Source organism: Dehalococcoidia bacterium (assembly GCA_041653995.1).
Taxonomy (GTDB): Bacteria; Chloroflexota; Dehalococcoidia; order GIF9; family UBA5629; genus CAIMUM01.
This window is the reverse complement of sequence record JBAZEK010000002.1, coordinates 478859-495425: the sequence shown is the minus strand read 5'-3', so window position 1 is coordinate 495425 and position 16567 is coordinate 478859. Positions and strand designations below refer to the sequence as shown.

15 protein-coding genes are annotated in these 16567 nt (G+C 54.6%); 6 read left to right on the top strand and 9 right to left on the bottom strand.

Annotation, left to right across the window (positions count from 1 at the left end; translation table 11 throughout):
• Positions 1–98 precede the first annotated feature (98 nt).
• The gene (locus WC359_08610; protein ID MFA5400486.1) at positions 99–1745 is read left to right on the top strand and encodes a methylmalonyl-CoA mutase family protein; all 1647 of its coding nucleotides are present in this window, start codon (positions 99–101) and stop codon (positions 1743–1745) included.
• Here the strand turns inward: WC359_08610 and WC359_08605 are convergent.
• The 7 genes from WC359_08605 to WC359_08575 all read right to left on the bottom strand — a co-directional run bounded on the left by WC359_08605 (position 1742) and on the right by WC359_08575 (position 8589).
• Positions 1742–3148 carry a TRAP transporter large permease subunit gene (locus tag WC359_08605; protein MFA5400485.1) on the bottom strand — a complete coding sequence of 469 codons (1407 nt, stop codon included), beginning with the start codon at positions 3146–3148 and terminating at the stop codon, positions 1742–1744. The two genes, WC359_08610 and WC359_08605, sit on opposite strands and share 4 nt — an antisense overlap.
• A complete protein-coding gene (locus tag WC359_08600; GenBank protein ID MFA5400484.1) occupies positions 3145–3693 on the bottom strand; it encodes a TRAP transporter small permease in 549 nt (182 codons plus the stop codon). Before WC359_08600 ends, WC359_08605 begins: the two co-directional genes overlap by 4 nt.
• Positions 3694–3746: 53 nt before the next feature.
• Entirely contained in the window at positions 3747–4832 is a 1086-nt protein-coding gene (gene dctP, locus WC359_08595; protein MFA5400483.1) for a TRAP transporter substrate-binding protein DctP, read from the bottom strand.
• Between the two features lie 150 nt (positions 4833–4982).
• A complete protein-coding gene (locus tag WC359_08590) occupies positions 4983–5834 on the bottom strand; it encodes an SDR family NAD(P)-dependent oxidoreductase (protein MFA5400482.1) in 852 nt (283 codons plus the stop codon).
• 29 nt (positions 5835–5863) lie between these two features.
• On the bottom strand, positions 5864–6631 hold the full coding sequence (locus WC359_08585) for an SDR family oxidoreductase (protein ID MFA5400481.1): 768 nt from the start codon (positions 6629–6631) through the stop codon (positions 5864–5866).
• A gap of 47 nt (positions 6632–6678) precedes the next feature.
• A complete protein-coding gene (locus tag WC359_08580) occupies positions 6679–7482 on the bottom strand; it encodes a glucose 1-dehydrogenase (protein ID MFA5400480.1) in 804 nt (267 codons plus the stop codon).
• A gap of 243 nt (positions 7483–7725) precedes the next feature.
• Positions 7726–8589 (bottom strand): GntR family transcriptional regulator, encoded by an 864-nt coding sequence (locus WC359_08575; GenBank protein ID MFA5400479.1) that lies wholly within the window; start codon positions 8587–8589, stop codon positions 7726–7728.
• A 167-nt stretch (positions 8590–8756) separates the two neighbouring features.
• Here WC359_08575 and WC359_08570 point away from each other — a divergent pair, with 167 nt between their 5' ends.
• The 3 genes from WC359_08570 to WC359_08560 are packed head-to-tail and all read left to right on the top strand — an operon-like array spanning position 8757 to position 11322.
• On the top strand, positions 8757–10115 hold the full coding sequence (locus WC359_08570) for an MmgE/PrpD family protein (GenBank protein MFA5400478.1): 1359 nt from the start codon (positions 8757–8759) through the stop codon (positions 10113–10115).
• An 8-nt stretch (positions 10116–10123) separates the two neighbouring features.
• Positions 10124–10525, top strand: coding sequence for a cobalamin B12-binding domain-containing protein (locus WC359_08565; GenBank protein ID MFA5400477.1), 402 nt, complete (start codon positions 10124–10126; stop codon positions 10523–10525).
• A gap of 11 nt (positions 10526–10536) precedes the next feature.
• The gene (locus tag WC359_08560; GenBank protein MFA5400476.1) at positions 10537–11322 is read left to right on the top strand and encodes an N-acyl homoserine lactonase family protein; all 786 of its coding nucleotides are present in this window, start codon (positions 10537–10539) and stop codon (positions 11320–11322) included.
• Positions 11323–11328: 6 nt separating this feature from the next.
• Here WC359_08560 and WC359_08555 read toward each other — a convergent pair whose 3' ends face one another.
• On the bottom strand, positions 11329–12300 hold the full coding sequence (locus WC359_08555; protein ID MFA5400475.1) for a hypothetical protein: 972 nt from the start codon (positions 12298–12300) through the stop codon (positions 11329–11331).
• Positions 12301–12409: 109 nt separating this feature from the next.
• The gene (gene typA, locus WC359_08550; protein MFA5400474.1) at positions 12410–14248 is read right to left on the bottom strand and encodes a translational GTPase TypA; all 1839 of its coding nucleotides are present in this window, start codon (positions 14246–14248) and stop codon (positions 12410–12412) included.
• 101 nt (positions 14249–14349) lie between these two features.
• Between typA and WC359_08545 the strand changes: the two genes are divergently transcribed.
• Both WC359_08545 and WC359_08540 read left to right on the top strand, forming a co-directional pair.
• Positions 14350–15330, top strand: a complete 981-nt coding sequence (locus WC359_08545) for an alpha/beta hydrolase (GenBank protein ID MFA5400473.1) — start codon at positions 14350–14352, stop codon at positions 15328–15330.
• Positions 15331–15375: 45 nt separating this feature from the next.
• Entirely contained in the window at positions 15376–16551 is a 1176-nt protein-coding gene (locus tag WC359_08540) for a propanoyl-CoA acyltransferase (GenBank protein ID MFA5400472.1), read from the top strand.
• Positions 16552–16567: the final 16 nt, after the last annotated feature.

Genomic DNA, 16567 nt, shown 5'->3' with positions numbered 1-16567 from the left:
TATAATAATGTTATATTGTAATATTATTAATACATTGATGGCAAAATTCTATACCACATTCCTGGATTTGTCAATGTGGAAAACGGAGCTATGTGAATATGAGCAATAAAAGAAAATGGGTCGAGGACACGCTCAACCCGGCTTTAAAATCGGGTAAATCCCGCCAGGCCTCATATAAATCCAGCTCGGGCAGCGAGCTGGAGGTGCTTTACACGCCCGAGGATCTGGGCGGCTTCGATTATGAGCGTGATCTGGGCTATCCGGGGCAATACCCGTACACCAGGGGTATACATCCTGCAATGTACTGCGGCAGGTTATGGACGATGCGCCAGTATTCGGGATTCGGCAGTGCCCGGGACACTAACCAGCGCTTCCACCATCTTTTCAAACAGGGACAGTCCGGCCTCAGCATCGCTTTCGACCTGCCGACACAGCTCGGCTACGACTCGGACAGCCTTTATGCGCGCGGAGAGGTGGGCAGAGTGGGCGTCGCCGTGGACTCCCTGCGCGATATGGAGGTGCTGTTTGAAGGTATCGAACTTGATCAAATCAGCACATCCATGACGGTCAATGCCACCTGTGCGCCGCTGCTGGCCATGTATATATGTCTGGCTCAGAGGGGGGGTATCGACCTGGACAAACTGGACGGGACGGTACAGAATGATATTCTTAAGGAATATATCGCCCGCAACACTTATATCTTCCCGCCGGAGCCGTCGCTGAGACTGGTGGCCGACATTGCCGAGTATTGCAGTAAAAACCTCCCTCGCTGGAACTTTATCAGCATCTCCGGCTACCACATACGCGAAGCAGGCTCGACTGCCGCCCAGGAGATCGGCCTGACCATGGCCAATGCTATCGAGTATGTTAATACCCTGGTTAACCGGGGTTTGGACGTCGATTCGTTTGCTCCACGCCTTTCCTGGCATTTTCAGATACATAATGATTTTTTTGAGGAAGTCGCCAAGCTGCGCGCGCTGCGGCGTATGTGGGCCAGGATCATGAAGGAGAGGTTCGGCGCCAAAGATCCCCGCTCTTTGATGTTCCGCACCCATGTTCAGACGGGGGGAGTAACTCTTACGGCGCAGCAACCCCTCAATAATATCTCGAGGGCAACCATACAGGCGCTGGCGGCAGTGCTGGGCGGCGTCCAATCGATGGCAGTCGCGAGCTATGACGAGGCTATCTGCATCCCGACCGAGGAAGCGTCAACCCAATCTTTGCGCATACAGCAGATCATTGCCAGTGAGAGCGGAATTGCCGATGTTGTAGACCCGATGGGCGGCAGCTACTACCTGGAGTGCCTGACCGGCAGGCTTGAGAACGAAGCCAATAACATCATTGAGCAAATAGAGAAAATGGGCGGTGCGGCTGGCGCTATCAAAGCCGGTTACCAGACAGCTCTTATTCAGGAGGCCGCCTACAACTACCAGAAAGAGGTTGAAGAGGGCCGTCGCATCGTGGTCGGCGTTAATAAGTACCTGTCGCAAACGCCCGAGATATCACTGCACAGGGTTGGCGCTGCGGTTGAATTGGTTCAGAAAAAAAGCCTGGCCCAGCTCAAGAACAAACGGGACAACGAAGAAGTCACGCATTGCCTGGACCGGCTGCAAAAATCGGCCGAAGGCAAGGACAACATAATGCCTGCGCTGATCAATTGTGCGGCTGCCTACGTTACGCTGGGCGAGATGTGCGATGTGCTGCGCAAGGTATTCGGTACGCAGAAGGAATCCAATCTGTTTTAATAAAGGGACATGCAGCCTGAAAAATAAGGCGCCGGGGTTTTATAAAACCCCGACGCCTTCACTATTAATCCAACGCGCTTATGAATTTGGCCTTCAGGTCCAACCGGTGTTTTCATGTGGGCAGGCAGCCACAAAGCAATTTCAGGGAATGCTGTGACCACAATAACTCCGATTAAAAGTATTATCACGAAAGGTAAAGAGCCTCGGGCAATCTGACCCAGGGTCGATCCCGGAGCAAGCATTTGAATTGTGAAAAGGTTCATCCCTACCGGCGGTGTTATCAGGCCGGTCTCCAGAAGCAGCGTAACCGCAACGCACAACCAGACAGGATCGAACCCCAGCCCCACCATAATGGGGAAGATCACGGGCGCGGTGAGCACCATCATCGATATCGCGTCGATGAACATGCCCAGTACAAGCAACAGAACAGCGAGTATCGCCCAGATACCAAGCGGCGGCAGAGGTACATTTGTAACCGCCACGGTGAGCTCCTGGGTGGCGCCCCAGGTGTACAGGGCAAACGAGAATATTTGCGCGCCTATGATGATGAAGAGCAGAGGACTGCCAACGCGCGCCACATAAGATGCGCTGCCAAATATTGTCTTCCAGTTGAAATTGTGATTGATGGCAAGAAGTATCAGCGCAAAGAATACCCCGATGGCGGCCAGTTCAGTGGGGGTAGCCCAGCCTAAATACAGGCCGGCAAATACAACTACCGCCAGCAGCAGGATGGGCATCACATCAAGCAACGATTGGGATGCCACTTTGAGCGTGATCTTGACGATGCTGCTTCTGCGCGGTGCAATAGCCGGATTGATCAGAGCATTAACACCGATATATGTCATGAAGAGGAAACTCATGATCAGGCCGGGAATCACCCCTGCAATGAAGCACTCCGCCACCGACGTTGATGTCAGTCCGCAGTATATAATCATGGAAATGCTGGGAGGTATGAGTATTCCCAGTGTGCCGCCGGCGGCGATGGAACCGAATGTCATCTTTTTCTCGTAGCCCAGCTTGTCCAGCTCGGGTATCGCCACTGATGCCGCCGTCGCCGCCGTTGCAACGCTGGAGCCGCTGATGGCAGCCAGGATGGTGCATGCCAGAATATTGGTATGCAGCAATCCTCCGGGAATTTTACGCATCCAGAGGCCCATACCGCTGTAGAATCGAGTGCTTGCGCCCGATCTGATTATCATGTCACCCATAAGGATGTACAGCGGCGCCGAGACCAGGATAAAACTCGTAGCATTGGCCCACACGGTAAAAGCTGCTCCTTTGAGCAAATTGGGGTCAAACAGGAGAATGGCCACGATACCGGTCATTCCCAGCGCTGCAGCTATGGGAACACCGATCATTACGAGGATGAGTATGGTTGCAAACATGATCAGGCTGATAATCATTTGCTTTCCGCTCCAGAGGATTTGATAGGAGCCGGGACTGCAATACCATCGCTTCTCATGAACAGCATTTTATAGATCTCGAATATCGATGTAATAACAAAGAAACCTACTCCGATGACCAGTGTAGACTGCGGGATCCAGAGTGGCGTATGACTTAAATCAATGCTGACAGCTTTCAGGTCATATGAATCCCTGGCCAGCCCGTAACATATGTAAGTCAATGCTATTCCATAGCAAAGCATGATGATTAAAAAAGCCAGATCAAAGTAGTACTTTACTTTGGGAGGGAATCGGGTAAATATGACATCGACTTTGATATGCCCCCGCCTCCTGACCAGCATACCCAGTGGAAGCGCCAGACAAATAGCCATCATATATCCTGAATAATCCTGGCTTATGTATATACTGGTTTCGAATACCTTTCTCACCACGATTTCAATGAAAACGATGACAAACATGATCAATACACCTATTGAGGCTATCCAGAGACCCGCAACGGACAGCCGCTCAATTATCGTATCGATCGCAGATGCTATTTTCGTCATGGCTCATACACTCCCACTGGATATGCCGGTTAGTCCGACAGAACTACCGTTGGTTAGTATCTTTCCGAAGCCCCCATAGCTTCGAGGCACATGTTGAGTACGTCGTTGCCCTGCGGGCCTACCCGCTTGAGCCAGTTGGGCCATACATTTTCCTTACACAGGTTGCGGATGTACTGGTAATCTTCTTCATTGTCTTCGTTGAAGGTCATCTGGTTACCAAACAGTTCGTACAGCTTATAAGAGTCTTCTATGTTGGCTACGTTCAATTCCGCGCAGGCGGCGGCTATTTCCTCAGCCATGATCTGTTGCAGGTCGGGCGGCAGAGAATCCCAGGCCTTCTTATTTATTGTGAATGAATTGGCTGTTATTCTCGTATTTGACAGGTACACGTATTTAATAGCTTCGTACCATCCCCCGGCCAGCATAGCCTGCGGCGCAGATATCAATCCGTCGCACATACCCCTCTCTAATGCTGTAAATACCTCAGCGGCGGTTACCAGTGTGACGGAAGCGCCGAGGGCCCTGACCATGTCCGCTCCTTCGGCGGAAAACTCGCGTATTTGCATACCCTTGAAATCAGCCGGCTTTTTGACTTCCTTGGTCAGCCAGAAGGGCTGCGGTCCCCAGTGATAAACGCCGAGCGATACGGCATTAAAGTCCTGCATGGTCTTGTCCAGAACCGCGGCCTTTACCTTTGGGTTGCTCCAGACCTTTCCATACAGTGAGTATAATTCAGGCAGATCAACTTTATGCGGAGCCATATATTGAAGCTCGGGAGCGCCCAGCATCGGCGCATCGCCGGTACAATATCCGAATAGCACTTCGCAACCCTGAGCCAGTCCATCGCGCGCCACGCGCAGAGCGTCGCTCCCTTTGTATGGGGTCTCAACCCAGTTGACCCAGTCGATCTTGAGCCTGCCGTTGCTGCGCTTCTCTATATTTTCAAGATGTGGAAGAAATACCGTGTTGTTAATATGTATTGCCGCGGCCGGCACGGCCTGTACATATTTCCAGTGATATGTCTTTTCAGGAGTCTGAGATGCCGGCGATTGCCCCGGCTGAGCAGGTTGAGTGCATGAGACGATCAGTACAGTCAGAACAATAATTATGGTTAATAACAAAGTGCCTTTTTTTATCATGTTCCCTCCTTAAATCTCGTTAATTCAACCGCTGTAGTGTTTGATTTTTCGTACCTGAAAAAATAAATTACTGACTTTTCCGATTAACTCACCTCCTTGCGGTGTATAAGCAAAAGCTCAAGAAATTTTAAAATCCCCTGATACTACGGGTTAACCCACCGTGGTATATCCTCCGCTGATGCTCAGCGTCTGGCCGGTGATGAAAACCGCTGCGTCGGAGGCAAAGAAGGCGACGGCATTTCCAACGTCGGCAGGCGTTCCGAACCGCCCCAGCCCTTTGCCCATCGGATAAAGCTTTATAGCCTTCTCCCTGATACCTTTGATCATATCCTTGGCCTGCTCCTCGGTCATTCCCATCTTAACCATCATGCCTATCCTGCGATTGTCAAGGCCGGGATGGGGCACGGCGCCGAGGGCCAGGCAGTTGACGTTGATGCAGCTCTTACCCACCTCTTTGGACAGCGCCTTGCTGAAACCCATTACGCCGGCCTTGCTGGCCGAATAGGCCGCCTGCCTGGGCTCGCCGATCCTGCCTGCGTCGGAGATTATATTGATGATCTTGCCATACTTCTGACCGATCATGCCGTCAAGCACGGCCCGCGTGCAGTTCATGACACCGTATATATTTACATCGACATAGCGCTTCCAGAGAGCGCGGTCCACCTTGTCGAAGGTATTATCCATCGAGGAGGGGGAATCTCCCTCGGGCAAAGGAGCCGGGACACCGGCGTTGTTTACCAGGATGTCAATGCGTCCGAATTTATCCAGCGCCTTTTTGACCATTTGCGTGACCGAGTCGTAATCCGTCACGTCGGCCTGCAGCGCAATGGCTTCTCCACCAGCAGAGACTATATCTCTGGCAACCCTGTCGGCGCGGTCCTGGAAAAAGTCGTTCACCACGACTTTGGCCCCTTCCTTTGCCAGAGTGGCAGCTATCCCTTCGCCGACGCCCTGTCCGGCGCCGGTTACGATCGCCACCTTACCTTTAAGACCGAGATCCATTAGAGTCCTCCTCTAGTATTAATTTGGATTTACAGACCGAAAGCAAACCACCCGCCGTCCGCGGAGACGCCCGCATCGGCCGAAACGATGGCGCCGGTGATATGCCTGGCGTCATCAGAGATCAGGTAGTAAGCGAGTTTACCGATATCTTCGGGATACAGCGCCTTATGCATGGGGACGTTCTTCAGAAACGCCTCGAGATCGCCGGCGGACAGCCCCTGCGTCTTCTCCGTGATGACCACTCCCGGCCGGATGCAGTTGACCCGGATGGGAACGGCGGCCAGCTCGCGCGACAGGACTATGGTGAATTGCGATATGGCGGCCTTCATGGCGCCATACAGCGTGCCGGGCAGGGATACCAGCCCTTCGGTCGCGCCGATATTAAGGATATTGCCGCTTTTCTGCGCCTTCATCTCTTTGGCCGCTCTGCGGGCGCAATAGAAGGCACCCATGAAATCGATAGTGATTATATCCTCGGCCAGCTTCATGTCGAGATCGGTTATCGATCCCATCGGCTCGGTGATGGCGGCGTTGTTTACCAGTATGTCGACCTTGCCGAACTTCTCAATCACCTTATCGAACAGGCGCTCCACCTGATCCTGTACCGCTATATCGGTCTGAAAGCACAATATCTCAGCTTTGGAGGATTTCAGCTCCGCCGCCGTCTTTTCCAGCTTTTTCAAATTCCTGCCGGCTATTGCCACATCGATGCCGTTCTGCGTAAATACTTTAGCAATACCCTTGCCGATGCCGCTTCCTCCACCGGTGATCACAGCTACCTTATTTGACCTTGCCATTAACTTGCACCTCCCATTTAATATAAGACCTCATGCCACCTGTATGATCAACCGACGGCAGCCTTCATCCATGGTTCGACGCCCGGTAATGTGATGTTGAATCCCGTCGTGGCGGCAGTGATGCCCGAGTCGGCCGCAATTATGGAGCCGGTGATATACCTGGCGTCATCGGATGCCAGGAAATAAGCCAGTTTGCCCACGTCATCGGGGACCAGCGCTTTATGCATGGGGATATGCACCAGAAACACCTCGACATCGCGGTCGGAGAGCTCCTCCATCATCTCCGTAAGCACCAGCCCCGGGCAGATGCAGTTAACACGGATAGGGATGTCCGCCAGCTCGCTGGCCAGCAGCTTGGTGAACCTGTGCACAGCGGCCTTCATAGGCCCGTAGGCTATGCCCGGTAAAGAGATCAGCCCCTCTACCGAGCCGATATTGATGATGTTGCCGCTTTTCTGCTTCTTCATCTCCTTGACCGCCCGGCGGGCGCAGTAATAAACACCCCTGAAGTTGATGCCGACGATATCGTCCACCAGCTTCATATCGATATCGGTGATGGGCGCCATCGGCTCGGCGATGCCCGCGTTGTTGACCAGAATATCGACCTTGCCAAATTTCTCCAGCGTCTTGTCGAACAGGCGCTCAACCTGCGCCTGGATTGATACGTCGGTCTGAACGCACAATATCTCCGCTTTGGGTGATTTGAGCTCACCGGCCGTTTTCTCAAGCTTTTCAAAGTTCCTGCCGGCTATAACCACATCGATGCCGTTTTGAGTGAATATCCTGGCAATGCCCTTTCCGATGCCCCGTCCTCCCCCGGTGATAACAGCCACCTTGTTTGACCTCGCCATAGTCCTTTTTACCTCCCTTATACTAAATAATGAATCGGCACTAATTAATCGATATCAAGCAGCCTGCAATCCCAAATACACGAACAAAACGATAGTAATGTTGTATTGTATTATTGTTATATCATATTTACTTTAGATCATCATATAATAACAGCGCAGACTTGTCAATGATCTTTTGTGTAGGGAGATGGAAGGGCCGGGCGGGCGCGGCACTATTGCAGGTGGAGGCGCTTCAAGCGTCCGTCAGGTGCGGATGAAGGACGGCAGATGCTCGTTCATCAGGGGATCGCTGGGCCCGGAATGGCGGGATTGTGCCTGCTTTGAAAACTCTGTGTTAAGCCACTCGTAACCCTTGCCCTTCTTATGTCTCAGCAGCATATTGGTGTACATGTAACGATCGGCTCTGAACGTGGCTACTAAATATTCGATGGCCCTGCCGCTCTTTTCATATACCACTCTTCTCAATATCAGGCAGGGGTCCCCTTCGCGGGCCTCCAGGATAGCACCGATATAGCTGTCTACAGTATCAGCTTCAATGGTTTGAACGGCTTTTTTTATGACTATTTTCAGGTCGGTCTCCATCAGGTGGGTGAGCGTCTTGTTCTTTAACGCTTTTTGATTCAGCTTTTCGCCTATATCCAGGGGAAGGTAATTGAGCAGATGATACAGCGGCTTCTCGTTGGCCAGCCTGACCCGCTCTATGCGGATGATCTCTTCACCCTCGGGAATGCCCAGGTAATCGGTGATGGTCTTGTTGGCCAGCAGCCTGGAAAACCCGACGACCCGGGTCATGATCTTGATGCGCTTGGAGTCATGGGAGCTGATATCGACCAGGTCATTGCCCGTGCCCGACAGCTTGGGCAATTCGGCCCTCTCTATTTTCTCCGCCACGAACGTGCCCTTGCCCTGCTTCCTGACGATCAAACGGTCCTTTTCCAGCGACGCCAGCGCCTGGCGCACGGTAATGCGGCTGATATTGTATTGCTGAACCAGCAGATCCTCGGTGGGGAAAGGAGCACCGGCCGCTATCTCACCCGACAGTATTTTTTTACGCAGTATGGTATCAAGCTGATAATACAGTGGTACACCTTTCTCTCTCGTTAACATACCGCTTCCTCAATTGCTATTATCATATCATTACTACAACATTATACAGGAATCGCCAGAACAATTGTTATAACAATCATATGGGCGCAGGCTATTTACAAATTATTATTATAACATTATAATAATATAAAGAATTTTGCAACTTGCGTTGTTAAAGGAGCAGGGTAATGAGTGATGCAGTTACGGTAACGGAGTCCCTGGCGAAATTGGCTGCCTCGCTGAAGTACGAAGATCTTCCCAAAGACCTGGTTGACAGGGTGAAAATACTTGTTTTTCATGCGCTGGCCTGTACTTTCGCCGGCCGCAACCAGGATTTAATCGCGCCCGCCCCCAATTACCTCAGGAAGCTGAAGCTGGGCGGCAAAGCTTCAACTTTCGTAGACGGCATCAAAGGGCCGCCCTGGGAGGTGGCCCTGGTGAACTCGGTGATCGGACAGAGCACGGGCCAGGAAGACATGCACGCGGACTCATCCTGCCATTGCGGCTCGATGATCATACCCACGGCGTTCGCTGTGGGCGAGGAGCTGGGCAGCAACGGAAAGGACGTTATTACCGCCATCGTGCTTGGCTACGACGTCATCGGGCGCATCGGCATGAGTATGCTTTCACCCGATTTCTCCAAGAAATTCCGCCCCAGCGGGATGTTCGGTCCCTACGGCGCATGCATCGCAGCGGCTAAACTGTATAAGCTGAACGAGGAACAGATGGTCAACGGTCTGGGACTGGCGGGCACGCTGTCCTGCGGCAATATGCAATGGGCGATGGAGGGCACTCACGAGATCGTCTATCAAAACGGATTCGCCTGCCGCAACGGTATCTCGGCCGCTCTGCTGGGCAAAGAGGGGGCGAAAGCGTCACGGCAGGTGCTGGAAGGCTTTTTAGGCGCCTGGAACACCTACGGTAAACAGCCCCTGGGTGAGAGAATCACCGAAGGGCTGGGAAAATCGTTTGAAATAATGAAGGTGTTCTGCAAACCCGCCCCTGCCTGCGCCTACACCCAACCATCCGCCGCCCTGGCCCTCAGGATGGTAAACAAATATGATATCGATCCACAGGCAATCGAGAAAATAAATATCAAAACATTCCCCATGGGCAAGATGTTCCCCGGGCTCGATTACCAGGGCCCCTTCACAGACATCGCGCAGTCCAAGATGAGCCAGCAGTACTCGGTAGCCGCAGTCTTCATCTTCAAGGAGCTGGTACAATCTAACTATGAGAAATACTCGGATCCCCGCGTTAATAAGCTGACCGCCCTTGCCACAGTGGATGTCGACGACGCCATCACAGGCGCCTATCCCAAGAAACAGGGATGCGAGATCACCGTAACGCTCAAGGGGGGCAAGGTTATCCATGAGAAGATGGAAGACCTGGAGGTAATGAACGACGAGCGTGTGATTGCCAATTTCGAGATGCAGGCCACCCGCACACTGTCGAAAAAACAGGCCGCGGAGCTTAAAAACGCCATATCCAGCCTGGATAAGCTCGATAATATCGCTGGCCTGGTAAAACTTTGTATTAAGAAATAGGATGAATCATGGAGAAGGACAAGAAGATACGTGTACTGGTGGCCAAGCTGGGTCTGGACGGCCATGATCGCGGCGCCAAAGTGGTAGCAAGGGCGCTGAGGGACGCCGGCATGGAGGTGATCTATACCGGCATACGCCAGACACCGGGTATGATCGTCGCCACCGCCATTCAGGAGGACGTCGACGTCGTGGGGCTGAGCTCCCTCTCCGGAGCGCATATGGAGCTGTTTCCGGAGATTATCAAAGGCCTGGCTGAAAAAGGCAAAAAAAATAGCCTCTTTATCTGCGGGGGCATCATACCGGATGAGGACATACCGAAGCTAAAGAGAATCGGGGTGCAGGCGGTCTTCGGCCCCGGCACATCGACCAGAGACATCATCAATTATATAGAAGAACGTTTCAGGAACTGAGGAGGTACAGGATGGGCAAAGCATCACCGTACTGCAAGGTCACGTGTCTGGATTACGGCGAGGAGCAGGGATTCACGAACCTGTTTTACGCGGACAAACCCTCGGAGCAGTTCGTTTTCCCCATACCCGGTTTTTATCTCGAAACCGACACGGGAAGCAAAATACTGTTCGACACCGGCTGCAGCCCCGACTTCAAGCAGACGTGGGGACTGCTGAACGAATTCATGCCGTATGTCAGGCCGAGCTTCATGCTTGATCAACTGAAAAAGGTGGGGGTTGCGCCGCAGGATATCGATTACGTCATCATGTCGCATCTTCATTACGATCACGCGGGGGGGCTGTCCTCCTTCAGGGGTACAAAGGCCAAAATAGTGGTGCAGAAAACGGAGGCTCAGGTTGCCATGTCGGCGGTTTACACCAACCGCTCCGATGTGGCCTATGCAGGCTATATCAGCACCGATTTTCAGTTCTCGGATCTGAACTGGATGGTCATCGACGGCGACTATGACCTGCTGCCCGGCGTGCACCTGCTCTTCCTGCCCGGTCATGCCCCGGGTGAGATGGGCGCCCGGATCGAGACGAAAAAGAACGGCGATCTGATCATAGCCAGCGATGCGGTTTACACCGCCGAGAGCTTCGGCCCGCCGGCCAGGCTGCCCGGCGCCGCCATTAACCTGGATGATTACGTAAAAAGCGTTGAGAAAATCAGGCGCCTTGCCGGCCTGTACGAGGCAAAGGTCATCTTCGGCCACGATTCGGCCCAGAAACTGGCCATGTTCCCCGAATGGTGGGACTGAGCCAGCCTAACGCGTTTTTCTGGCGGCCATATAGATATCAGCCTCGATCATATTATTGTCTTTGAAAAAGTGGTGGGTGAAATACAGGTTGCCGTCGTTATCAAGCGATGGCTCGCCGGCAAATTGTGAGACAATCAATTCCGGCTTCTGCCACTGGCTGTCGGCTTTTTTCGCCCTGTAAATGGCGGGGGTGCCCATGTATGTGCGTGTAAACCACAGCTCATTACCATCCTGCGTCAGAAAGGGCCACCCGTCGGTTCCGCCCGAATTCACTTCGGACACGTTGACCGGCTGCTGCCACCGGCCATCTTTTAGAGAGGTGAGCCAGATATCATAGCCGCCCTGGCCGCCGGCGCGGGGCGAATGGAAATACATGGTTTTGCCGTCAGCCGTGATGTGCATCTCACCGATTTCGTATTCCAGGTTCAACTTCTCGCCCGCATTGGTAAAGCCGCTCCATTTACCATCTTTGAACGTCGCCGTCCACATGTCTACGCCGCGCAAATTCCCCTGGCGCGCGGATGCAAACCACATTTTATCACCCTGCACGAATGCCGCCCCATCCAGCGAAAGCTGGTTATTATCCTGCAGCACAACACGCTCCGCCTGCTGCCAGGCTCCCGCATTCTTCCGCGAAACCCAGATACCGGTCACACCGTCCAGCAGCTGCTTCTCCGGCGGTATCCCCACATCCGGCGTGAAGAAGAAATAAAGCGTCCTGCCGTCAGGCAGGATAAAAGCCGAGTCCTCGGCGCCGGCTGTGTTGACGGCGTCGGCCAGCGGCAGCGGCTGATCGAACTCGTCGGAATGCAGGATTGGCGGATGGGCATCGGTGGACGGTGATACTTTCACCGCACCTGCCGGAATAACCTCGGCGCGTGTCCGCATAACGGACGCGGCCTGCTCCTGTTGAGCACCGCATGCCGGGAAAACGCACACCAGCAAGATTGCACAGAGCACTACATACATTGTCCTCATCTAAACATACCTCCCATATTTACCTTGCCCGATTTGTCGTATATTCACCGTAGGGGCGTTACTTTAGCTGCGCCCGCACCCGGGCGGGCTTTTAAGCCCGCCCCTACAACTATTCCTGCGCAGCCCTTTCGGCGGCCTTTTTAGCCCTGAAACGCTCATTCATGCTAAGCAGCTGTTTGCGCAGGCGTATATTCTTGGGAGTGACCTCCACCAGTTCGTCGGCGTTGATGAAGTCCATCGACTCCTCCAGGCTCATTTTAAGCGGAGGAGTCAGCCTTACGGCGATATCGGCTGTAGAGGCGCGGATATTGGTCTGCTTCTTCTCCTTGCAGACGTTGACGGCCAGGTCGGTGGGGCGGGAGTTCATGCCTACAATCATACCTTCGTAAACCGGTGTGCCCGGATCGATGAATGTGATGCCGCGCTCCTGGGCGTTGTTCAGGCCGTAGGTCACCGACACCCCGTCCTCGGCGGCTACCAGCGCGCCGCTGCGGGTGGAGGATATCTCCCCTGCATACGGCTCGTAGCCCAGAAAAAGCGTGTTCATAACCCCTTCGCCTCGGGTGGCCGTTAGGTAGGCGCTGCGGAAGCCGATCAGGCCGCGAGTAGGAATGCGGTACTCCATGCGCAGGTTGCCGCGCCCGTCGTTGTGCATATCGGTCATCCTGCCCAGCCGTTTGCTGAGCATCTCGGTGAGCACGCCGATATAGTCCTCGCGCGTATCCAGTGTAAGCTGTTCAATCGGTTCGTGCAGCTTGCCTGCAATCTCACGTGTGATGGCCTCGGGACGCGATATCTCAAACTCGTAATCCTGGCGGCGCATGGTCTCCACCAGTATGGCTAAATGCAACTCGCCCCTGCCCGATACCAGGAACAGGTCGGGGCTGTCGGTATCCTCCACGCGCAGGCTGATATTGACTTCCAGCTCGCGATAGAGGCGTTCGCGCAATTGCCTGGAGGTGCAATACTTGCCCTCGCGGCCGGCGAATGGGGAGCCGTTGACGCCGAATGTCATCTTTACAGTCGGCTCGCCGATCTCGATGCGGGGCAGCGCCTCAGGGTGCTCCGGGTCGGCTACGGTATCGCCGATGCTGACCTCATCGAGGCCGGTAATGGATATTATCTCCCCGGCCGAGGCCTCCTCGACCGGCAGGCGGGTAAGCCCCATGAAGGTAAACACATCGTCTATTTCGTATTTGCGCGGGTCACTGTCAGCGCCGATGACCGCCAGCCCATCCTTCGGCCGGACGCTGCCCCTCAGTATGCGTCCTATCGCGTAACGTCCTTTATAGCTGTCGTAATCAAGGTTGGATACCAGCATGCGAAAGGGACCTTCGTCAACAGCCGGCGGAGGCACCTGTTTGAGTATGGCCTCGAAAAGCGGCACCATGTCGGTACCCTCCACTGCCGGATCGGCTGTGCATGTCCCGTTGCGGGCGCTGGCATACAGAACGGGGAAATCGAGCTGGCCGGCGTCGGTGGCGATCTCCAGAAACAGGTCCTGTGTCAGGCTGACCACCTCGGCTATGCGGGCGTTCTCGCGGTCGATCTTGTTGATAACCACGATGGGCTTGAGACCTTTCTCAAAGGCCTGCCGCAGCACGAAGCGGGTCTGGGGCATGGGCCCCTCCACCGAGTCAACCAGCAGCAGGCATCCGTCCGCCATGTTGACCACGCGCTCCACCTCGCCGCTGAAATCGGCATGGCCGGGCGTGTCGATGATATTGATCTTAACGCCGCGGTACATCACCGCTGTATTTTTAGCCAGTATGGTGATGCCCTTCTCGCGCTCGAGGGCATTGCGGTCCATAATCAGCTCGCCAACCTGCTGGTTTTCGCGGAACACCTTGCTCTGTTTGAGCAGAGCGTCCACCAGGCTGGTCTTGCCATGGTCGACATGCGCAATAATAGCTATATTTCTTATATCTTCACGGAATTTCGGGGACAAGTCGGTCTCCTGTGATGTAGTTATTTACGGAGCCTGGTGAGAGGCGTGCGGATGATACTGTATGTCATGTAAATCCTATATAATATTAGCACATCCGAAGCATGTGCACATCGTCAGATACGGCTAAAGCTAAAGATATGATTGAAACAAGGGACAGGCTGGACACGCGCATCGCCGTTATGCTGGCCGGCATGCGGCTGATCAATAAGGAATTCTACAGCATTAAAATATCTCCTGACGCCAACCGCCGAACAGTGGAGCGGGACAGCCGACTGGTCGCCGGGCGCAGCGAAAAAGTATTCAGCGTGACCGATGCAAGCGTGCATGATGGACTGCCTGTCAGGATTTACAGGCCGTCGAACCAGGCCGGTCTCCCTCTGATACTCTATATCCACGGCGGCGGCTGGGTGGTGGGCAGCATCGCAACTCACGACAGCATCTGCCGCAAGCTAGCCAACCGCTCAGGGGCTGTCGTGGTCTCAGTGGGTTACCGGCTGGCGCCGGAGAACAAATTCCCGGCAGGTCTTGAGGATGTCTATGCCGCCCTGCAGTGGGCTTATGAAAAGGCGGGCTCCTTTGGCGGCGACCCCGGCCGCCTGGCCGTGGCAGGAGACAGCGCCGGGGGAAACCTGGCCGCTGCGGTATGCCTGGTAGCCCGCGACCGGGGCGGACCACGCCTGCGCTTCCAGGCTCTGGCCTACCCTGCGGTTGATGCCTCGAACCGGGATAGGGAATCCTACCATCTCAACGGCAAGGGCTACTACCTGACCAAACAGATCATCGAACAGGTCATCCCTCTCTATATCAACAAGCTCGAGGATGTTTTTGACCCTTACGTCTCCCCGCTGCTGGCAAAGGATGTCACAGGCTTGCCGCCCGCGCTGGTGATCACCGCCCGGTTCGATCCGCTGATGAGCGAAGGAGAAGCTTACGCGACCCGTTTATCGGATTCAAACATTCACTGCAAATTACACAGATACGACGGCATGATACATGGATTTATGTCCTTCACCGGACTGCTGCCGCATGCGGGGCAGGCCATTGACGAGATGGCCAACGCCCTGTCTAAAGCGTTACAATAGACTGTTTTCCCGGCCGGTCCGGGCATCAAAACCAGGAGGATTCACATGCGTAAAGTGGTGATCGCAGGCGCCGGCATGACCAGATTCACCGGCAAGCAGCCGAGGACGGCCATAGAGCTTTTCGGTGACGCCGCCACGGAGGCAATTAACGAGTGCGGCATTAAACCCAAACAGGTGCAGGCCCTCTTCATGGGCAATTTCATGGGCGATTTCGAGGAAGGGCAGGCGCATGTTCAGGCCTTTGCGGCCGATTACCTGGGCCTGGCCGGCATACCGGCCAACAGGTACGAGAACGCCTGCGCATCGGCCTCGGCCGCAATACGCGACGCCTTCATCTGGGTGGCCTCAGGGCAGTACGATATCGTGCTGGCCGGCGGAGCCGAGTGCGCTACTAAAATGGGCACACCACTGGCCACGCGCACCTTCGCCATGGCCAGCGACAGCCGCTACGAATACGCCGCGGGGGTGACCTTTCCCGGCGTCTTCGCCATGCTTGCTCACCTCTATGCAAAACGCTACAACATACCGCTGGATACGCTCAAAAACCAGCTTTACCAGGTATCGATCAATTCGCACTACTACGGGGCGCGTAATCCCAGGGCGCAGTTTCAGAAGGAGCTGACCCTTGAGGATGCACGGAAAAGTCCTGTAATAGCATCCCCGCTGCAACTATCAGACTGCTGCCCCTTCACAGACGGCGCGGCCGCTCTGGTGATCACCTCGGAGGAGGCGGCCAGGAAGCTGACTAAAAAGCCGGTGCTGATCGCCGGTGTGGGGCAGGCGTCCGCCGGCAACCTGCTCAGCCAGAAGGAATTCCTGCCGCGTATAAGGTCCCGTGAGCTGGCGGCGCAGCAATCCTATAAAATGGCCGGCCTGGGGCCGAAGGATATCGGCGTGGTCGAGCTGCACGACTGCTTCAGCATCGCTGCGCTGATCGCGCTGGAAGGATTGGGCTTCTTCCCCTATGGAACGTCCGGACTGGCGGTGGAAAAGGGCGAGACCAAAATCGGGGGCAAGATAGCGCTTAATCCCTCGGGTGGGCTCAAGGCCAAAGGACACCCGGTGGGCGCAACGGGCGCCGCCCAGGCCTTCGAAATCGTAAGACAGCTTCGCGGTGAGTGCGGCGAGCGACAGGTGGAGGGGGCTAAAGTTGGTATGACCGACACGCTGGGTGGGGACGGCGGCACGCTGTGCAATATGATACTCAGGCGCGGCTGGTAATATAAACATAAGGGAG